A 19,329-nucleotide genomic window follows, 5' to 3' on the forward strand; every position below is an offset into this window, starting at 1 on the left:
ACGGCAGGCTCTTTACGGGCCTGCCGATCTCTCTTTCTGAGGGCATCTGATGCTGCGTCTGAGCAAACTGACCAAAACATATAAAACAGGCGACCAGGCCCTGAAGGCAATCGATCTGGAAGTCCCTAAAGGCCAGGTGCTGGCGCTGATCGGACCGTCCGGTGCGGGTAAATCCACGATGATCCGCTGTATCAACAGGCTGGTCGAACCGACGAGTGGTGAAATCAAACTGGACGATGTGGATCTGACCACGCTCGGTGCCGGAGCACTGCGCCGTGCCCGTCGCGAAATGGGCATGATTTTTCAGGAATACGCACTGGTTGAACGGTTGACCGTCATGGAAAACGTGCTGTCCGGCCGGCTGGGCTATGTCGGTTTCTGGCGCAGTTTCCTTCGGAAGTACCCACAGGCAGACGTGGATGAGGCGTTTCGGCTGCTGGACCGTGTTGGCCTGCTGCACATGGCAGACAAACGCGCTGATGAGCTGTCGGGCGGCCAGCGTCAGCGTGTGGGTATCTGCCGGGCGCTGATCCAGAACCCCAAGCTTCTTCTGGTGGACGAACCGACCGCGTCCCTGGATCCCAAAACAAGCCGCCAGATTATGCGCCTGATCACTGAGCTGTGCGAAGAGCGTGGACTGGCAGCGATCATCAATATTCACGACGTGGCGCTGGCGCAGATGTTTGTGCCGCGTGTCGTCGGGCTGCGGTTCGGAGAAATCGTTTATGACGGTAAACCCACGGGCCTGACCCCGGACAAGCTGACCGAAATCTACGGGGAAGAAGATTGGGAAGCGACCATTGAAAAGGTGGATGACGAAGATGCAGAGGCGGCAGAATGAGCGCCGTACGTCTTGAGGACAAGCTGGGAACGCCCTGGCGCAAACCCGCCTTTATCACCAATCCGGCGTTGCGCTGGGTGCTTATTGCGTGTGCTGCCGCGTATTTCGTGGCAGCTTTCTCGACCATCGAAGTCAACTGGTCCCGTGTCTACGAAGGCCTCGACCGGGGCGCGCAGTTCGTGCTCGCCTTCACCCGGCCGGACTTCGTGTCGCGGGCAGGAGATATCTGGAGCGGGCTGCTGGAAAGCATCGTGATGACCGTTGCGGCATCGGTGGTCGGCATTCTCATTTCCATTCCCATCGGTCTGGGGGCCGCGCGCAACATTGCGCCATTGCCGATCTATCTCATCTGCCGCGGAATCGTTGCGATCAGCCGTGCGCTGCAGGAAATCATCGTCGCGATCCTTCTGGTTGCGATCTTTGGGTTCGGGCCTTTGGCGGGCTTCCTGACCCTGTCATTTGCGACCATCGGGTTTCTGTCCAAGCTGCTGGCTGAAGACATTGAGTCGATGGACCGCGTTCAGGCCGAAGCGGTGCGTGCCTCCGGCGCGCGCTGGATGCAGTGGATCAATTATGGTGTACAGCCCCAGGTCATGCCGCGCCTTGTTGGTCTCTCCATGTACCGCATCGATATCAATTTCCGCGAAAGCGCCATTCTGGGGCTTGTCGGGGCAGGGGGGATCGGGGCCACGCTGAACACGGCCTTTGACCGCTATGAATACGATACAGCAGCAGCCATCCTGATCCTGATCATCGGTATCGTGATGGCGCTTGAATATCTTTCCGGGATCATCCGGGCGAGGGTGCAGTAATGCCGGTACTTGATCAGAAAGGCGTCAAAGAGTGGCGCAGGCGGACAACCGGCGAGAGCCTGGTGCGCTGGTTTGGCTGGCTTGTCGGGGTCGCTGTTTTCGTCGTCTGCTGGCAGCGTATCTCTGAATCGACGACATGGTTTTTCGTCTGGGATGCGCCGCGTATTGCCGAAGACATCTGGACACGCGCGACCCCGCCACGCTGGGAATACATCAGTCAGCTGGGCCGCCCGATCTGGGACACGCTGAACATCGCTACACTCGGCACAATCATTGCGCTTTTCCTGGCTGTGCCAGTGGCGTTTCTTGCGGCCCGCAACACGACACCCTCGGCACTTTTTGTGCGTCCTCTTGCGCTGCTGATCATCGTATCCACGCGGTCGATCAACTCGCTGATCTGGGCACTGCTTCTGATCGCCATCATAGGGCCTGGTGTGTTTGCGGGCGTCGTGGCCATTGCCATCAGGTCGATCGGGTTCTGTGCCAAGCTGCTCTATGAGGCGATTGAAGAGATTGATCAGACGCAGGTCGAGGCGATAACCGCAACGGGCGCGTCACGGTGGCAGGTCATGGCTTACGGTATTGTGCCGCAGATCCTGCCTGCTTTTGCCGGTATCACGGTGTTCCGCTGGGACATCAACATCCGGGAATCGACCGTGCTCGGTCTTGTGGGGGCTGGTGGGATCGGCCTGCAGCTGTCGGCATCGCTGAACGTTCTGGCCTGGCCGCAGGTGAGCCTGATCCTGATCGTCATTCTGGCCGCTGTCGTGATCAGCGAATGGGTGTCCGCTAAAGTGCGGGGCGCTATTATCTGAGGTGGTGACCGGTGCGGGGCCGCTGCGCTGACAGCGGCCGTTGCCCTGTATGACTGCGTCAGCTCAGAAACCGACAGCCGCACCATCCTTGCGGGGGTCCGAACCTGCCGCGTAGCCGCCGTCCGGCAGACGGCAGATCAGCTGTGCTCCGCCAAATCCAAAGGCGTTGTCTGGTGTTTCCAGCGAAATTTCATGCCCCATTTTCCGCAGCGCGGTCAGGGTTGGTTCGGGCATCGTATCTTCGATTGCGACACCGAGGCCTTCGGTAACACGCCAGCGTGGCGCGTCCACCGCCATCTGCGGATCCTGTCCCCAGATCTGAGTGCGCAGTACCATCTGAACATGTCCCTGCGCCTGCATCGGGCCACCCATGACACCAAAGCTCATCAGCGGGCCGTCTGGTCCCATCAGGAATCCCGGAATGATCGTGTGAAATGGCCGTTTGCCCGGACCCACACGGTTCTGGCTCGCCGGATCCAGCGAGAAACCGGCACCGCGGTTCTGCAGATGGATGCCCGTGCCGGGAACCGCAGCACCTGAGCCAAAACCGGCGTAGTTCGACTGAATGAAGGAGACCATCATGCCCGATGCATCCGCCGCTGTCAGGTAAACTGTGCCACCGTGTTTTGGTGCGCCTGCACTGAAATCCTGTGCGCGAGCAGGGTCGATCAGCGCTGCGCGCGACGCGAGGTACCCGTCGTCCAGCAGGTGACCGGGCGTGACGTCGTGCATGTGGTCCGCGTCACCGACATACGTTTCGGCATCTGCAAGAGCCAGTTTCATGGCTTCAATCTGCAGGTGGAACGCCAGCGGATCATCGGCGTCCAGGTCACAGACCTTCGTATGTTCAAGAATACCAAGGCCCATCAGTGCAGCGATCCCCTGGCCGTTAGGCGGGATTTCGTGCAGGGTTGTGCCTGCGAACGACCGGCTGATGGTGCCGCACCAGTCTGCCTCGTGCGCAGCCATGTCTTCCATGCTGAGGGCCGCACCATGTTCCGCGGCGAAAGATGTAATGGCTTGTGCAAGCTCACCTTCATAAAAGGCGCGCCCTTTCGTTTCGGCGATCCGCCGAAGTGTTCCCGCAAGAGGCGCATTCCGGAACCGTGTACCTGCCGCAGGTGCTTTGCCATCGCGCAGAAAAGTCTCGGAAAACCCTGGCTGATCACTCAGCTGTTCCGCAGCGCGCGCCCAGAGGGTGGCAATCTTCGGTGTGACGAGAAATCCCTTTTCTGCCAGGGCGATGGCGGGGGCAAACAGGTCTGCAAAAGGCAGTTTCCCAAAGCGTTCCGACACGGCAACCCAGGCCGAAACGGCACCTGGAACGGTTACGCTCTCCCATCCATGAAAGGGCATTTCATCCCGCCCGGCAAACCGTTCTGGTGTCCAGCCTGCCGGTGAGCGGCCCGAGGCGTTGAGCCCGTGCAGTTCTTTGCCATCCCACAGGATCGCAAATGCATCAGAGCCGACGCCATTCCCCGTGGGTTCCGTCAGCGTCAGTGTGATGGCGGCAGCAATTGCGGCATCCGCGGCATTACCGCCCCTGGCAAGCATGGAGAGCCCTGCCTGGGCGGCGAGCGGCTGTGATGTGGCCACCACGTTATCAGCTGTGACAGCGGAACGCCGGGAGGGATAATGGTGCGTATCGCGAAGCTTCATGGTGCATCCTTTCAACCAGCGGCAGGCGGTGCACCTTTTGGCCGGCGTACTCCGGACTTGTCAATATGGCGGCCTTCAACCGCGCGCTGAACTGATCGGAACGTGTTTGTTGGACCGGAATGCAGGGTGCAACGTGATCCGTTGCTGCGACAGCGAGCCGACGGGACAATCAGAAGCGTGACCCGGCCCCGGGCATGGTGACACGCCCCATCTGCGCAAGTGTCAGGCTTGCTTCATCTGCAACCAGTTTCCAGAAAGCATCCAGCCCGTCCCGGCCACCGGCGGCAATTGCAAACTGCATGGCACGTCCGAAAAACACGAAATCTGCGCCCATCATATAGGCTTTGACAACGTCCTCGCCGGAGCGCAGGCCCGTGTCATAGAACAGCGGATAGTCGGGGCCGATGGCGTCCCGGATCGCCCGCAGTGCCAGGATTGGCGGCGGTGCGCTGTCCAGCTGGCGGCCGCCATGGCTGGAGACCTGGATGGCATCAATGCCTTCGTCGCGCAGGCGCAAAGCGTCGCCCACATGGGTGACACCTTTCGCCACGAGGTTACCGTCCCACTGATCCCGCAGACGCTTCAGAAAGTCCCAATCTGCCAGCGCGCGGCTTTCGGTGCGGTCAAAGGTAAAACCGGGCGCTTTGAAGTTCGCCAGATCCGGTGCCCCGGCAATCAGGCTGGAAATTGACCAGCGGGGGTGCAGGGCAAAGTCGATGAACTGCATCGGGCCGATCCGGAACGGCATTTTAAACCCGCGCCGCAGTTCGCGTGGGCGCCGCCCCACCTCGGGCACGTCGAGCGTCATGATCAGGGTTTTGTATCCGGCGGCTTTGGCCCGTTCCACGAGTTTTGTCGTGCCGCTGCCGTCACCGGAGAAATAGAGCTGGAACCAGGCGTGTCCGTCTGCCTCCTCGATCATTGTCTCCAGAGAGGTAGAGGCCACAGTCGATACGCCACAGGGGACCTGGTGCTTTGCGGCAATCCGCGCCAGCATAATGTCTGCTCCGGGGCCGGACAGGTTACACATGCCCATCGGACTGATGCCGAACGGCACTGTCCCTTCGTGATCAAACACCGTTGTACCGATGTCCCGGTCCGTCACATTGACCAGCACGCGCGGGTCAAGGGTGATGTCGCGCAGGGCAGCCAGATTGCGGGCTTCGGCCACGCCTTCTCCGGCTGCCCCGTCTATATAGTCGAATACCATCCACGGCAGACGCCGGCGCGCCAGGCGCCGCGCATCCGCATAGGAGTGGATGGCATTCGCCCCTCCCATGGGTTCTTATGCCTGGATGGATTTCATGAAGCGGTCACGGATGATGACCGGATCCATCGTGATAACCGGCATCTTGGCATTGCCGCTGTCGCATTTGACGACCATCACGGTCATCTTTCCGCTGTCGAGTGCCGCCTGAAGCGCTTCGCCGGTGTCCACATCCTGCACTTCGACCACGTTCTCGCAGCCAGCGGCGCGCGCCATGGCAGCCAGGTCGGTCTTTTTGCCGGTGTAGGTCGGTTGGTCGCCGGTGGAGCCGTAGGAGCCGTTGTCGATGATCATCAGGATGAAGTTGTCGGCCACATTGTTGGCGATAGTGGGCAGGGTGCCCATGTTGGTCAGGATCGACCCGTCACCGTCAATGGCGATGACCGGTTTGGACTGTGCGAGTGCAACACCAAGGCCGATAGAGCTTGCCAGCCCCATGGTGCCGAGCATGTAAAAATTGGTTGGCTGATCGTCGATGGCATGCAGTTCCTGGCTGGGAATGCCGATGTTACAGACGACGAGTTTGTCACGCAGGATGGGCGCGATTTCGCGCAGAATTTCAGAACGGATCATTGGTCGCCATAGCCTCCCCAGAAGGACGCATCCGTCAGGATGGCCACAGGTTTGTTGCACATAAAGGTATATTTCAGGATTTCCGGCAGCTCGTCTGCGTCGGATTCCTTATGGAAATGGAACGTCGGGATCAGCATCTGATCCAGAAGCGCCTTGGTGTGCACCGCCATTTCCACCTGACAGGCCACCGGCTCACGCAGCTCACCACGATAGGAGATCAGCATCGGCAGCGGCATGCGGTAGTATTGTGTGAGCGTTGCCAGCGTGTTGATCGTGACGCCGATCGCTGTGTTCTGCATGATGATTGCTGGCTTTTTCCCGCCCATGAATGCACCGGCGCACAGCCCCATTCCTTCATCCTCTTTGTTCGAGGGGATGTGGAAAATCTCGGGCCGTTCTTCGACCTGGTCGATGACGCCGGCAAGCTGTTTGCAGGGAACTGTTGTGATGAAATCGACGCCCTCGGCGACGAAATCGTCCACAATTTTTGAACTGATGGACACGTTTGGTTACTCCTCGTGCTCGGGGATCAGAATAATTTTGGGGGCTGCGACCACACCGGACCGGATATCGAGGAAGGCCTGCTGACCGTCGGCGAGCGGGCGGGTCTCGATCCAGTCAAGCGCGCCCAGCCGACCATCAAAGATAGCCTCAGCCGTCTCGCGGAAGTCCTGCGGGGTATAGGTGTAGGTGCCGATGAAGGTGATTTCCTGAAGGGTCATGCGGCGCACGTCCAGACCACCGGTATCTTCGCCAAGACCGATGTGCGTGATAACACCCCCCGGTTTTGCCAGCGCGCTGGCAGCAGCCCGGGTGGCAGCATAACCCACACCGTCGACGATCAGGTCGGCAGTGCCATCCGCGGGTCCGTCGGGATCGCCGGGCGCGAAGGTTGCAAAACCCTCGACACCGGCCAGGCGCGTGCGGCGCACTTCATTCGGCTCAATCAGCGAGATGTCGGTTGCGCCCTGTGCCTTCAGCGACAGCGCAGCGCCCACACCAATGGCGCCGCCACCGATGACCACACAGGTCCGTCCGGTCAGGTCACCGCCCAGAACGGCGCGCCCGAGGCGCACGGCGTGCCAGCCACAGGCAATCGGTTCAGCAAGCGCGGCATGCCGCAGATCGGTGCCTTCCGGGACGGAGATCAGATTGCGTTCCGGCATCGCGACGTAGCCGGCAAAAGCACCTTCACGGGGCGGCATGGAAATGATCTGACGGTTCGGGCACAGATTTTCCCGGCCGGTCTGGCAAAACTCACAGGTTCCGCAGGCAACCAGCGGATTGATGGTGACGCGCTCACCATCGCGCGGGCCTCCAACAATGACCCCGGCAGCTTCGTGCCCAAGGGTCAGCGGGGCAGGGCGGCGGGCGTCATGTCCCAGAAAAGCATGCATGTCTGAGCCGCAGATCCCGGAGGCTTCGATGCGGACCAGATGCTCTCCCCCGGCAGGCACGGGCATGGGCCGTTCCTGATAGGTGAGCTGTTCGACGTCAGTGTAAACCAGAGCCTTCATTTCGCGGTGAACCCCCCATCCACAAAAAGGACCTGCCCGGTGACATAGTCAGAGGCAGGTGCGCAGAAAAACATCAAAGGTCCGTCCAGATCGCTGGGCTCGCCATTGCGCCCGATACAGGTCTGATCGGCGTTGCGTTGCGCCAGAACCGGATCCGCAAAAACCGGACCGGTCAGTTCGGTGCGGAAAAACCCGGGTGCTACAGCGTTAGCTGTGATGCCCAGGCCAGACCAGGCTTCGGCCATCGCGCGGGTCATCTGCTCCACGCCGCCTTTGGACACGCCGTAAGTGATCCCGTTTACGAACGCACGCCGCGACTGCAGCGAGGCGAAGTTGATGATGCGGCCCCAGCCGCGGGCTTTCATGCCAGGCACCATAGCCTGCGCCAGAAAGAAAGGTGCGGCGAGGTTCAGGTTGAGTGTTACGTCCCAGCCGTCGTCTGTTACTTCATCGGCATTCTGCCGCGTGTTGATACCGGCCGCGTTGATCAGGATGTCCGGCGCGCCAAAAGGCTCGGCGGCCGCACGCGCAATGTCAGCGATGGCAGAGCGGTCAGCGAGATCGCCGGTCACACAGGCCGTTTCGCCATCCGCGCTCTGCGCCCATTCAGCCAGTGCATCCGCACGCCTGGCGACGCCGACCACGCGGGCACCGGCACCGGCGAGGAGTGCAGCGGCCTGGCGACCCAGCCCGCTGCTGGCGCCGGTCACGCAGACCACGCGCCCACTGACATCAAACAAACCGCTCATCGGATCAGTCAGCCGCGGAGAGGTCGAAGTTCTCCTGAGGGAAGTATTTGTGCAGGCGCGCATCGGCGGTGCGTGCGTGTCCTTCCATGCCCTCCAGCCGCGAAATCCGTGCGGTAGCTTCGGCGACAGGTTTTGCGCCCTCGCGCGTGGCCCGCTGCCAGGTCACGATCTTCATGTATTTGTGCACCGACAGGCCGCCTGTGTATTTCGCAGACTGCGATGTCGGCAAAACGTGGTTGGTGCCTGAGGCTTTGTCCCCGAACGCGACGGTTGTTTCCTCGCCAAGGAAGAGCGAGCCGTAGCACTGCAGCCGGTCGAGCCACCATAGCAGATCTTCGGCCTGCACGGTCAGGTGCTCAGGCGCATAATCATCTGAACAGGCTGCCATTTCCTCGCGGTCGGCGCAGACGATCACCTCGGCATAGTCGCGCCATGCGGCTTCTGCATTGGCGCGGTTCAGTTCCGGCAGGTCAGCGATCAGGCCGGGCACGATGTCCATGACTTTTTCGGCAAGAGCGCGATTATCTGTCACCAGCCAGACGGGCGAGTTATATCCGTGCTCTGCCTGTCCCACGAGATCAGTGGCGACGATAAACGGGTCGGCCGTTTCATCAGCCAGGATCAGGCTGTCGGTCGGGCCCGCAATCATATCGATGCCCACGCGGCCGAACAGAATCCGTTTGGCTTCAGCCACAAACTGGTTGCCGGGGCCCACCAGAATGTCCGCTTTGGGCAGACCGAAAAGGCCGAACGTCATTGCAGCCACGCCCTGAACGCCGCCCATCGACAGAATTTTGTCCGCACCGCAAAGATTTGCCGCATAAATGATGGCCGGTGCGATCCCGACGCCCGGACGGGGCGGGGAACAGGCGGTGATGTGCTGGCAACCCGCTACTTTGGCGGTTGTCACTGTCATGATCGCGCTGGCGATGTGGCTGTAACGGCCACCCGGGACATAGCACCCTGCGGCTCGCACCGGGATTGCCTTCTGTCCGGCGATCAGGCCCGGCACGACTTCCAGTTCAACGTCCGTCATCGTCGATTTCTGGATTTCCGCAAAGCGCCGCACGTTGTCATGCGCAAAGGCAATGTCGTCTTTCAGCTTTTGCGATACCTGCCGGCTGGCCGCGTCAATCTCTTCCTCACTCAGAAGGATGCTGCCTTTGTAATTGTCGAACTTGTCGGCATAGCGCAGCGCGGCTTCGTCACCACCTTCTTCGATGTCTGCGAGAATGCCCATGACGGTCTCGCGCACATCGCTTGCGTCGGTCATTGCCGTCTTTGTTGCTTTTTTCAGATAGTCACGGGCCATGTCTGTGCCTCCCAGGTCGTGCAGTTGTTCCGGCAGGGCACCGCAATTCTGTCGCGGTGGATTCTTCCGGCGTTGTGTATCGTGTAAGCGCTTGCACAGATCAATGCAAGCGCTTACACATAAGGTATTAGTATTTTTTTGATGTGCGCTGCCCGAAACCCATTGTGATCGGAGCGACCAAATCAGGAACAAGGCCATGCCCGCGCCCACGCTGGAAGATGTTGCAAAGATGGCAGGTGTTTCGACTGCCAGTATTTCGCGTGCTCTGAACACACCGGGCAAAGTCGCGCCAGAAACCCGCGACCGGATAGAGAAGGCGATTGAGGCGCTCGGCTACACGCCAAACTTCGGCGGCCGGGCGCTGGCTTCCGGTCGTGCCAATACGGTCGGTGCTGTCATTCCGTCGATGGCAAACGCGATGTTTGCCAATGCACTTCAGGCCTTTCAGGAAGCGCTCACCGGAGCGGGTGTAAACCTGCTGGTCGCGACCACAGGGTTTGATCCGTCGCAGGAACTGTCGGCGATCAAGTCACTGGTGGCTCACGGCGCGGATGGTCTTATGCTGATCGGCAATGAACGCCCCGACGAAACCTGGTCTTTTCTTGAAAAACGGCGGGTCCCCTACATCATCGCGTGGAGCAACACAGCCTGCAGGGGTCAACGCTTTGTAGGCTTTGACAACGGGAAAGCGGCGGCTGGGGCCACATACCATGCACTGACACTCGGGCACCGGAAGGTCGCGATGATCAGTGGCCGCACACAGGGCAACGATCGCGCACGGGCGCGCAGGGATGGCGTGGTGGCAGCTGTCGAAGCCTTTGGCAGCGGCGCGCGGATTACGCATATTGCGGAGGCCGACTATCTGCTGGACGAAGGTGGTCACGCTTTCCGGGAAATCATGTCGGCACCGGAAACGCCGACTGTGGTTATCTGTGGCAACGATGCGCTGGCCGCAGGTGGCATGGTGGCCGCGCGGGAGCTTGGAATTTCGCTGCCGGACCGGATGTCATTTGTGGGTTTCGATGACATCGGGCTGGCGCGTGTTGTGACACCGGCCCTGACGACTGTGCGTGTCCCGCAGGACGGGATAGGGCGGGAAACGGCACGGCTTCTGCTCGGGTGCCTCAGCGGTGAGGACGCAGGGGGCTCGGTCACGCTGGATACCACCTTTGTGCGCCGGGCGTCTCTTGTTGCGCCGTCACGGTAGTCACCGGGCTTGACATCAAGGGCCTCTGTGCTTCTGAGTTGACGCAACACATTAAGAAAGAGGACCCCGCCATGATGAGAACCCGTGCCGCCGTAGCCGTAGCCGCCGGTCAGCCGCTTGAGATTATGGAGGTTAACCTCGAAGGTCCGCGCGCCGGCGAAGTCCTGGTCGAAATCAAGGCAACGGGGCTTTGTCATACTGACGAGTTCACCCGGTCCGGTGATGACCCGGAGGGCATTTTTCCTGCTATTCTCGGCCATGAGGGCGCGGGCGTGGTTGTTGAGGTCGGGGAGGGCGTGACATCGCTTGAGGTCGGAGATCATGTGATCCCGCTTTACACGCCGGAGTGTCGCGAATGCGAATATTGTCTGAACCCGAAAACCAACCTCTGTCAGAAAGTGCGTGCCACGCAGGGCCAGGGCCTGTTGCCGGATGGCTCGACGCGGTTCTCGATGCTCGACGGCACGCCCATCCACCACTACATGGGCTGCTCGACCTTTGCCAACCATACGGTTGTGCCTGAGATCGCGCTCGCCAAGGTCCGCAAGGACGCGCCCTTCGACAAGATCTGCTACATCGGTTGCGGTGTGACAACCGGTATTGGTGCAGTGATCAACACCGCCAAGGTCGAGATCGGATCGCGTTGTGTTGTGTTTGGCCTGGGCGGCATCGGTCTGAACGTTATTCAGGGCCTGAAGCTCGCGGGTGCGGACCAGATTGTTGGCGTTGACCTTAATGACGACAAACAGGAAATGGGCCGTCACTTCGGCATGACCGACTTTGTGAACCCGTCGAAGGTGGACGGCGATATGGTTGCGCACCTTGTCGAGCTGACGGGTGGCGGTGCTGATTATACTTTTGATGCGACCGGAAATGTGAACGTGATGCGCACGGCGCTTGAAGCTGCGCACAAAGGCTGGGGCGAGAGCATTATCATCGGTGTTGCGCCGGCTGGTGCCGAAATATCGACACGGCCGTTCCAGCTGGTCACCGGGCGCGTCTGGCGCGGTACGGCCTTTGGCGGGGCCAAGGGACGCACGGATGTGCCAAAGATCGTGGACTGGTACATGGACGGCAAAATCGAAATCGACCCGATGATCACGCACAAGCTGAAGCTTGAAGAGATCAACCACGGCTTTGACCTGATGCATGAAGGCAAATCAATCCGCGCCGTTGTCGAATTCTGATCCGGGGCGACACTGCGTCATCGTTGAAGCGCTCCCTCTGCCGTCTTATCCTCACGGCCTGATCAGAGGGGCGGCCAGATGAAGCTCACAGTCAACGGGACTGTTCACGAAGTGGATGTCGCGGCAGAAATGCCGCTTCTGTGGGTGTTGCGGGATACACTGGGCGTCAGCGGTCCTAAATATGGCTGTGGTATCGCGCAGTGTGGAGCCTGCACCGTTCATGTGGACGGTATCGCTGTGCGGTCGTGCCAGCTGGCCGTTGCGGATGTTGATGGCGAAGTGACCACCATCGAAACACCTGCCCCCTCCGGAACACTGGAGGTGGTGCAGCAGGCATGGATCGCGCATCAGGTCGCACAATGCGGATATTGTCAGGGTGGCCAGATCATGCAGGCGGCGTCCTTTCTTGAGTTGGTGCCGGACCCGTCAGATGCGGATATCGACGCTGCCATGAGCGGGAATCTTTGCCGGTGCGGCACCTATCCGCGTATCCGGGCTGCGGTGCGGTCGGCGGCGAGGGCGCTGAACGGATCATGATACGTACGGTGGCAATGGCACTGCTCTTGCCAGGCATGGTGTCAGCCGAGGAGATCCTGGGCAGCAAGACTGACGGACTTGCGGCCTGGGACAGAATTTTTGAAGTTGTCTCCCACCCAAGATGTGCAAACTGTCATACAGGCCCGTCTGACCGGCCGATGTGGTCCGGACCATCCTATGGCGAGACCCGTGTACATGGCATGAACATCCGCGCGGGCGAGAGCCGGATCGGCGCGGAGTTCATCCCCTGCAGAACCTGCCATGTTACCAGCGAAACTGCGTCCAACGATACGCCACATTCCGCGCCTCAGGTGGCAGATGCCTGGCGTCTCGCCCCCGTCGAGGCCCATTGGTTCGGGCAAAGCAGCGACGACGTCTGCCGGCAACTGCGTGATCCGGAACGCAACGGTGGCCGCACGGTCGAGGAGCTGGCAGACCACCTTGACCACGATGTGATCCTGCACTGGGCCTGGTCGCCGGGGGGCGGGCGCGAACCCGCGCCATACAACCTTGATATCCATATCCGAGATCTCCGGATATGGGGCAATGCAGGGCAACCCTGCGCGTCAGACTGAGTGGGGTCGCGGGCCCGTTACTCTGCGGCGGGTGCTGTCAGGCCAAGACCGGAAATCGCGCGCAGTTCTGTGATGACCTCGCTGACGCCTTCACCATGCCGTAGCGCGCAGAAGACGAACGGTCGCCCGGCACGCATTCTGGTGGCATCCCGCTGCATCACCTCCAGCGAAGCGCCCACATGGGGGGCTAGGTCCGTCTTGTTGATGATCAGGATATCCGAACGCGTTATCGCAGGGCCGCCTTTGCGCGGAATCTCTTCTCCGGCAGCTACGTCGATAACGTAAAGCGTCACGTCCGCCAGTTCCGGGGAGAAGGTGGCGCTGAGATTGTCACCGCCGCTTTCAATCAGGATCGCCTCGACGTCGGGATGGCGTTTCTGCATCTCGTCGACTGCAGCAAGGTTGATTGAGGCGTCTTCGCGGATAGCGGTATGCGGGCAACCGCCTGTCTCCACACCGATAATCCGGTCCTGCGGCAGGATCTGCAGGCGCAGCAGCGCGTCTGCGTCCTCGCGGGTATAAATGTCGTTGGTAATGACCCCGATCGAGTGATCGGGAGACAGCGCGCGCGCCAGTGCAGCGGTCAGTGTGGTCTTTCCGGCGCCAACAGGGCCGCCGATGCCGATACGCAGCGGGCCATTCAGGGAAGTCATGTGCGGAACACCTTTGAGTATAGAGTTTCGTGGCGCATCGCAGCAATGTCGCCTGCGATGCAGTTGGACCAGAGTGCTGCACCTTCGGCGGCGGCCTCTTCAGCCGTGGTGCGGATGAGCGGTTCAAGCGACGCCAGAACTGCTTGCCCTTCGGTCTGACCAAGCGGTACAAGCCGTACCGCGGCACTGATCAGGTTGGCCGCGAAGGCATGCAGATAAGCTCCGCTGGTCAGGTCCAGCGGCAGGCCCTGCCGGGCCGCTGCAACGCCAACCGCAACCGGATACGTACGGCCACCGACACCGGTTTCCCAGATCGCGTCGACCGTTCGCGCAAAAGCGGCCCCCTGATCACATGTTTCGGTCAGTCGTTCAGACCCAGCCGCAAGCGCCCGCGCGATGTCATCCGTTTCACCGGCAGTTTCAGTATCGCGCCAGGCTCTGGCCAGCAGCGTGGCATCGCTCCGGCCACCGCCGTCTGTGAGAATATCGCTGACCCACAGGCGCAGACCAGCAGATGTCTGCAGCGTGCCTGAGGCGATCACCTCCTCCAGTCCGTGACTGTAGGCAAAGGCACCGACGGGGAACCCCGGCGACATCCATTGCATCAGAGTCAGAATGTCAGTGTTCATGAGGGTGCGCATGATCGTGGTGATGATGTCCGTCCGGCCCATGCGTGGCAGAATGATCGTGGCCGTGCGTGCGCCCGTGGCCATATGCACCGCCTTCGGGCGTGAATGGCTCTGTCACATCGCGCACGTCTGCGCCGAGCCTGGTCAGCAGGTCGGCCATGACCTTGTCCTGCTGGATCAGCAGTCTTTCAGCCTCAATCTGACAGGGCGTGTGGCGGTTTCCGATATGCCAGGCAATGCGGTGCAGATCGTGACCGCGGATTTCCAGCAGTGGTTCAGGGGCCGCCACAACGCGGATCAGCCTGCCGTCTGCGGTCTGCAGCGCATCGTCATGGCCGATCGATGTCGTACGCGGCAGATCGACAAGAATCTGCTGTCCTGACTGTGTGGTCAGAACCTTGCGCCGCAGAAAACGGGCATCATAGTCCAGGCTTACCTGATCGGTTGCGGTGTCTGAATGATGTACAATTGTTTGTGCTGTTTGCATGGGATGTGCCCTCAGAACATGAAATAGCGCTGCGCCATGGGCAGAACCTCTGCCGGCTGGCAGGTCAGCAACTCGCCGTCCGCGCGTACTTCGTAGGTTTCGGGATTCACCTCAATCTCAGGCAGGTGATCATTCAGCACAAGGTCCTTTTTGCCGATCCCGCGCGTGCCCTTCACCGCGACAACATCCTTGGCCAGCCCCAGCCTGTCGCCAATACCGGCGGCTTCAGCCGCAGCACTGACAAAGGTCACAGCCGAGCGTTCAACCGAACGGCCAAAAGCGCCAAACATAGGGCGGGTGTAGACCGGCTGTGGTGTTGGAATCGACGCATTCGGATCCCCCATCTGGGCGCAGACAATTGTGCCGGCCATCAGAACCATTTCCGGTTTCACCCCGAAAAACGCCGGGTTCCACAGGCACAGGTCCGCACGTTTGCCGACTTCAATGCTGCCGATCTCGTGGCTGATACCATGGGCGATGGCCGGGTTGATGGTGTATTTCGAGATGTACCGACGGACACGCAGGTTGTCGTTTTCGCCGGTTTCTTCCGAAAGGCGCCCGCGCTGTTTTTTCATTTTGTCGGCGGTCTGCCAGGTCCGGATCAGTACTTCGCCCACACGCCCCATGGCCTGGCTGTCGGACGCGATGATCGAAAAGGCGCCCATATCGTGCAGGATATCTTCGGCAGCGATCGTCTCGCGGCGGATGCGGCTTTCCGCAAAGGCCACGTCCTCGGGGATCGATTTGTCCAGATGGTGACAGACCATCAGCATGTCGAGATGCTCTTCGAGCGTATTGACGGTGAAGGGGCGGGTCGGGTTCGTGGAAGAGGGGAGCACATTGGCGTCCCCGCAGATTTTTATGATGTCCGGCGCGTGTCCACCGCCAGCACCCTCTGTGTGGAATGCGTGGATTGTGCGCCCCTTGATGGCCGCCACGGTGTTTTCGACAAACCCGCTTTCATTGAGCGTGTCGGTGTGGATCATCACCTGCACATCCATGTCATCGGCAACCGAAAGACAGCAGTCGATGGCACCGGGGGTCGTGCCCCAGTCTTCGTGCAGTTTCATCGCGCAGGCGCCGCCTTCGACCATTTCAACAAGCGCCTCCGGCAGCGAGGCGTTGCCTTTGCCCGAAATGCCGAAATTCATTGGAAAGGCATCAAGTGACTGCAGCATCCGCCCGATGTGCCAGGGGCCCGGCGTACAGGTCGTAGCCAGTGTGCCATGCGCGGGGCCGGTACCGCCGCCCAGCATCGTGGTTACGCCCGAGTGCAGCGCATCCTCGATCTGTTGCGGGCAGATGAAGTGGATGTGGCTGTCAAACCCACCTGCCGTCAGGATACGGCCTTCACCGGCAATGGCCTCGGTCGAAGGGCCGACGATGATGTCGACGCCCGGCTGAGTATCCGGGTTGCCCGCCTTGCCGATCCTGGCGATGCGCCCGTCCCGCAAACCCACGTCGGCCTTGTAGATGCCCGTGTGATCCACAATCAGTGCATTGGTGATCACCGTGTCCACGGCGCCGCCTTCGCGCGTCACCTGCGACTGGCCCATACCGTCGCGGATGACCTTGCCGCCGCCGAACTTCACTTCTTCGCCGTAGGTTGTCAGGTCTTTTTCGACCTCAATGATCAGATCGGTATCCGCCAGGCGCACCCTGTCACCGGTGGTTGGCCCGAACATGGCGGCGTAATTGTCGCGTGAGATACTGGTTGCCATGGCTCAGAGGTCCCCCATGATCTGCTGGTTGAAACCGTAAATGCGCCGCGCGCCCGACACCGGGATCAGGTTAACTTCGCGCCGCTGGCCGGGCTCAAACCGCACAGCTGTGCCCGCCGCGATGTCCAGCCGCATGCCGCGTGCTGCGTCACGGTCGAATTCCAGCGCGCTGTTGGCTTCGGCAAAGTGATAGTGGCTGCCGATCTGCACGGGCCGGTCGCCTGTGTTGGCGACCATCAGCGTGATCGCTTCGGTGCCCTCGTTAAGGGTGATGTCACCTTCGGCGGTGATGATCTCTCCGGGTATCATGGGGCCTCCTCAGCGGATCGGGTTGTGCACGGTCACCAGTTTGGTGCCGTCTGGAAACGTGGCCTCGACCTGTACGTCATGGATCATCTCCGGCACGCCTTCCATACATTGCTCGCGGGTGATGACATGCGCGCCGGCCTCCATCATATCCGCGACAGACCGTCCATCCCGCGCGCCTTCGACAACAGCGTCTGTGATAAGGGCGATAGCCTCAGGATGGTTCAGTTTCACACCTCGGGCGAGCCGCCTGCGCGCGACCTCTGCGGCCATTGCCACAAGCAGTTTGTCTTTTTCTCTTGGGGTCAGCTGCATAAGTCAGAGTCTCCAGCATCTTGGCAGTTTGTCTTGTGAAAGGTGGTCGAGCAGGGGCACCAGCGACTGGCGCAGGCGAAAACCATCGTCGGCCAGAATGCGGCAGACCAGAACATCGGGCGCCAGAAGGCTCGCGCCGCCGGTGGGGCCTGCAATTTCCCGCACAAGGTCCAGCGCGCCTTCGGCGGCGGGGTGCACCCAGAGAATACTTGCCATCGCGCGGGCACCGCCGGCAACAGCGGGGCGGTCGAGCTGTGCTGCGGCATCGCCGGCAAAACGCAGCCCGTCGACCCACAGCGGCTTGCCCGCGCGCCGCACCTCGACCCTGTCTGTGAAGGAAAGGCTCCGCACATCCTCGCCCATGGCCTGACGTCCGAAAATCAGAGGCTCCACCATCAGGAACCGGGCGTCGCCGGACAGATCGACCTGCAGGTCCCGCGACAGTGCGGCGCCGTCAAACAGAATGGTTTCCTGGGGCAGCCAGTGAAGCGTCGCGTCGCCTTTGGCTTCGAGGCGGTTCACAATCTGACCCGTCTGGCCTTCCTGCGCACGATAGGCGCGTTCAGCTGCCTGGGTTGTGACTGTCAGATGTGTGCCGATCGCTGCTTCAGCTGCAGTCGCGAAGCGGTCGCCCCCGGTAACACCACCAGCCGTGTTAACGAGAACGGCTTCAACATCCCGCCGGTTGCGCGGGAAAAGCACTTTGAGCGCACCGGCCTGCCGCAGAGTGTCAATGACAGTCTTGCCGCTCCGCGCCCTGACTGAGATGCCGGCCTCTCCAATGGCGCGGGGCTGGTCAAGATGAGTAGGCGTGGACATCAGCACGAGAGGCCGCTCCGGAAGGCATTAGAGGATCAGCAGACCTTCCCATGCGGCTCCGGGTTTGACCAATTTCTTTTAACTTTCTGGCGCAATTTGCGGACGGTTGCACATTTTTTCAGCAGGTCGCGCAGGCTGCACTCATGAAAGGCCGGGAACAGGGCGTTGCGGACCAGGATCCAGCCGCCGGATGTGATCGGCAGCGCCCGGCGCGAAAACCTCACACACGATGGGGTCATGCCCGGGCACAATCAGTTCCGGTCTGCTGGCCAGACGCAGCAGCGTATCGAACCCGTCCAGCATGTTCTGCAGGTCGACAACGATCGGAAAGGGTTTCCTCGCGACGAAGTTTTCATAGTAGTGCGCAGCGTCCGAGGCCAGCACCATCCAACCCAGTTCCGTACGTACACGCACGGCCTGAAGGCCTCGACTGTGGCCACCGATGCAATGAACCGTAACCCCGTCAGCGATCTCCGCATCCCCGTCCGTGAAGATCACCTTGCCGGAGTAAAGCCGCTGCACGGCTTCGCAGATATGCCCGGCGGTGAACGGCATCCGGAGCGTGTCATGACACATGCAGGGACCAGTCGCGTAAGCCATTTCCGCCGCCTGCATGTGCAGGCGGGCGTTCGGAAACAGATGCAGGCCGCCCGCGTGATCGTAATGCAGATGGGTCACGATGACATCTGTTATGGCCTCCGGCGTAATGCCCAGCGGGGCAAGCGCTGTGACCGGATTCAGACGGATCGGGCGGTCCCGGCTGGCAGCTTCGGCGTCATCATAACCGGTGTCGACAAGAATGGTCCTCGGGCCACACCGCAGCAGCCACATAAAGTAGTCCATCGGGTGGGGCGCATCGTGGTTGTCATCGAAGATAAAGCTGTCCCGTCGCGTACGGCTGTTCCGGTCAGCGTATTTCACGGCGTGAATTTCCCAGGTGCTCATTGGCGGACATCCGACCAGGTTGTAACAGATTTGGCAGCAACCATAGGATCGGTTTCTGCAGCGAATTTCACAAAATGCGGCAGCGTCAGATGCGTCTGAAAATCAGCCTCGCTGTCATAGATCTCATAAAGAAAAACAGTTTCCGGACGCCCGGGGTCGGTCGCGACGTCAAACTGCCTGCAGCCAGGTTCATCCGAAAGGGATGCTGATGCGTTTGCATACATCAGCGGCAGAAAATCGGGCATTCTGCCCGGTGAAATTTCAAAGGTGACGGTAACAGCGTACATATCTGTCCTTCCCGGGCGTTGGTTGCCTCTGACTTTGCACCGTCCGGTGGGCACCGGACAAGATTACCGTGTCAGATATTGTGAATTTATTATTGCATTTTTTAATGTATACGTTA

The 19,329-nt window shown here is 60.6% G+C and carries 23 protein-coding genes; 7 read left to right on the plus strand and 16 right to left on the minus strand.

Annotated features, from left to right (window positions below; translation table 11 throughout):
* Positions 1 to 49: 49 nt before the first annotated feature.
* Genes phnC through phnE (AB4K19_RS02670) form a run of 3 tightly spaced genes read left to right on the plus strand, consistent with a single transcriptional unit; the run spans position 50 to position 2,468 of the window.
* A complete protein-coding gene (gene phnC, locus AB4K19_RS02660) occupies positions 50 to 841 on the plus strand; it encodes a phosphonate ABC transporter ATP-binding protein (RefSeq protein ID WP_375230402.1) in 792 nt (263 codons plus the stop codon).
* Positions 838 to 1,653, plus strand: a complete 816-nt coding sequence (phnE, locus tag AB4K19_RS02665; RefSeq protein ID WP_436398951.1) for a phosphonate ABC transporter, permease protein PhnE — start codon at positions 838 to 840, stop codon at positions 1,651 to 1,653. The genes phnC and phnE (AB4K19_RS02665) overlap by 4 nt, the downstream gene beginning before the upstream one ends.
* Entirely contained in the window at positions 1,653 to 2,468 is an 816-nt protein-coding gene (gene phnE, locus AB4K19_RS02670; RefSeq protein ID WP_375230403.1) for a phosphonate ABC transporter, permease protein PhnE, read from the plus strand. The genes phnE (AB4K19_RS02665) and phnE (AB4K19_RS02670) overlap by 1 nt, the downstream gene beginning before the upstream one ends.
* A 63-nt stretch (positions 2,469 to 2,531) precedes the next feature.
* Here the strand turns inward: phnE (AB4K19_RS02670) and AB4K19_RS02675 are convergent, their stop codons facing one another.
* From AB4K19_RS02675 to hisD, 7 genes are all read right to left on the minus strand, one after another.
* Positions 2,532 to 4,127, minus strand: coding sequence for a gamma-glutamyltransferase family protein (locus tag AB4K19_RS02675; protein ID WP_375230404.1), 1,596 nt, complete (start codon positions 4,125 to 4,127; stop codon positions 2,532 to 2,534).
* 169 nt (positions 4,128 to 4,296) lie between these two features.
* Positions 4,297 to 5,406 (minus strand): alpha-hydroxy acid oxidase, encoded by a 1,110-nt coding sequence (locus AB4K19_RS02680; RefSeq protein ID WP_375230405.1) that lies wholly within the window; start codon positions 5,404 to 5,406, stop codon positions 4,297 to 4,299.
* A gap of 6 nt (positions 5,407 to 5,412) precedes the next feature.
* On the minus strand, positions 5,413 to 5,967 hold the full coding sequence (comE, locus tag AB4K19_RS02685; protein WP_375230406.1) for a sulfopyruvate decarboxylase subunit beta: 555 nt from the start codon (positions 5,965 to 5,967) through the stop codon (positions 5,413 to 5,415).
* On the minus strand, positions 5,964 to 6,470 hold the full coding sequence (gene comD, locus AB4K19_RS02690) for a sulfopyruvate decarboxylase subunit alpha (RefSeq protein WP_375230407.1): 507 nt from the start codon (positions 6,468 to 6,470) through the stop codon (positions 5,964 to 5,966). The genes comE and comD overlap by 4 nt, the downstream gene beginning before the upstream one ends.
* A gap of 6 nt (positions 6,471 to 6,476) precedes the next feature.
* Entirely contained in the window at positions 6,477 to 7,484 is a 1,008-nt protein-coding gene (locus AB4K19_RS02695; RefSeq protein ID WP_375230408.1) for an alcohol dehydrogenase catalytic domain-containing protein, read from the minus strand.
* Positions 7,481 to 8,233 (minus strand): SDR family NAD(P)-dependent oxidoreductase, encoded by a 753-nt coding sequence (locus AB4K19_RS02700; RefSeq protein WP_375230409.1) that lies wholly within the window; start codon positions 8,231 to 8,233, stop codon positions 7,481 to 7,483. The genes AB4K19_RS02695 and AB4K19_RS02700 overlap by 4 nt, the downstream gene beginning before the upstream one ends.
* Before the next feature lie 4 nt (positions 8,234 to 8,237).
* Positions 8,238 to 9,545, minus strand: a complete 1,308-nt coding sequence (gene hisD, locus AB4K19_RS02705) for a histidinol dehydrogenase (RefSeq protein ID WP_375230410.1) — start codon at positions 9,543 to 9,545, stop codon at positions 8,238 to 8,240.
* Positions 9,546 to 9,741: 196 nt separating this feature from the next.
* Between hisD and AB4K19_RS02710 the strand changes: the two genes are divergently transcribed.
* The 4 genes from AB4K19_RS02710 (at position 9,742) to AB4K19_RS02725 (ending at position 13,051) form a co-directional block, all read left to right on the plus strand.
* Positions 9,742 to 10,752, plus strand: a complete 1,011-nt coding sequence (locus AB4K19_RS02710; protein ID WP_375230411.1) for a LacI family DNA-binding transcriptional regulator — start codon at positions 9,742 to 9,744, stop codon at positions 10,750 to 10,752.
* A gap of 74 nt (positions 10,753 to 10,826) precedes the next feature.
* Positions 10,827 to 11,939 carry an S-(hydroxymethyl)glutathione dehydrogenase/class III alcohol dehydrogenase gene (locus AB4K19_RS02715; protein ID WP_436399559.1) on the plus strand — a complete coding sequence of 371 codons (1,113 nt, stop codon included), beginning with the start codon at positions 10,827 to 10,829 and terminating at the stop codon, positions 11,937 to 11,939.
* Between the two features lie 78 nt (positions 11,940 to 12,017).
* Positions 12,018 to 12,476: a (2Fe-2S)-binding protein gene (locus AB4K19_RS02720; RefSeq protein ID WP_375230412.1), complete on the plus strand. Its 459-nt coding sequence runs from the start codon at positions 12,018 to 12,020 to the stop codon at positions 12,474 to 12,476.
* Positions 12,473 to 13,051 (plus strand): hypothetical protein, encoded by a 579-nt coding sequence (locus AB4K19_RS02725; protein WP_375230413.1) that lies wholly within the window; start codon positions 12,473 to 12,475, stop codon positions 13,049 to 13,051. The genes AB4K19_RS02720 and AB4K19_RS02725 overlap by 4 nt, the downstream gene beginning before the upstream one ends.
* Positions 13,052 to 13,068: 17 nt before the next feature.
* Here AB4K19_RS02725 and ureG read toward each other — a convergent pair whose 3' ends face one another.
* The 9 genes from ureG to AB4K19_RS02770 all read right to left on the minus strand — a co-directional run bounded on the left by ureG (position 13,069) and on the right by AB4K19_RS02770 (position 19,213).
* Complete coding sequence (gene ureG / locus AB4K19_RS02730) at positions 13,069 to 13,704, minus strand: urease accessory protein UreG (protein ID WP_375230414.1); 636 nt, start codon at positions 13,702 to 13,704, stop codon at positions 13,069 to 13,071.
* Complete coding sequence (locus AB4K19_RS02735; RefSeq protein ID WP_375230956.1) at positions 13,701 to 14,333, minus strand: urease accessory protein UreF; 633 nt, start codon at positions 14,331 to 14,333, stop codon at positions 13,701 to 13,703. Before AB4K19_RS02735 ends, ureG begins: the two co-directional genes overlap by 4 nt.
* The gene (gene ureE / locus AB4K19_RS02740) at positions 14,323 to 14,820 is read right to left on the minus strand and encodes an urease accessory protein UreE (protein WP_375230415.1); all 498 of its coding nucleotides are present in this window, start codon (positions 14,818 to 14,820) and stop codon (positions 14,323 to 14,325) included. The genes AB4K19_RS02735 and ureE overlap by 11 nt, the downstream gene beginning before the upstream one ends.
* Before the next feature lie 11 nt (positions 14,821 to 14,831).
* Positions 14,832 to 16,541 (minus strand): urease subunit alpha, encoded by a 1,710-nt coding sequence (gene ureC, locus AB4K19_RS02745; protein ID WP_436398956.1) that lies wholly within the window; start codon positions 16,539 to 16,541, stop codon positions 14,832 to 14,834.
* A gap of 3 nt (positions 16,542 to 16,544) precedes the next feature.
* Positions 16,545 to 16,850, minus strand: coding sequence for an urease subunit beta (locus AB4K19_RS02750; RefSeq protein ID WP_375230417.1), 306 nt, complete (start codon positions 16,848 to 16,850; stop codon positions 16,545 to 16,547).
* Between the two features lie 9 nt (positions 16,851 to 16,859).
* The gene (locus AB4K19_RS02755) at positions 16,860 to 17,162 is read right to left on the minus strand and encodes an urease subunit gamma (RefSeq protein ID WP_375230418.1); all 303 of its coding nucleotides are present in this window, start codon (positions 17,160 to 17,162) and stop codon (positions 16,860 to 16,862) included.
* Between the two features lie 3 nt (positions 17,163 to 17,165).
* A complete protein-coding gene (locus tag AB4K19_RS02760) occupies positions 17,166 to 17,981 on the minus strand; it encodes an urease accessory protein UreD (protein WP_375230419.1) in 816 nt (271 codons plus the stop codon).
* A gap of 141 nt (positions 17,982 to 18,122) precedes the next feature.
* Entirely contained in the window at positions 18,123 to 18,926 is an 804-nt protein-coding gene (locus AB4K19_RS02765; protein ID WP_375230420.1) for an N-acyl homoserine lactonase family protein, read from the minus strand.
* Positions 18,923 to 19,213 carry a putative quinol monooxygenase gene (locus tag AB4K19_RS02770; RefSeq protein ID WP_375230421.1) on the minus strand — a complete coding sequence of 97 codons (291 nt, stop codon included), beginning with the start codon at positions 19,211 to 19,213 and terminating at the stop codon, positions 18,923 to 18,925. Before AB4K19_RS02770 ends, AB4K19_RS02765 begins: the two co-directional genes overlap by 4 nt.
* Between the last annotated feature and the right edge of the window lie 116 nt (positions 19,214 to 19,329).

Source organism: Roseobacter phycocola, assembly GCF_042055075.2.
Taxonomy (GTDB): Bacteria; Pseudomonadota; Alphaproteobacteria; order Rhodobacterales; family Rhodobacteraceae; genus Roseobacter.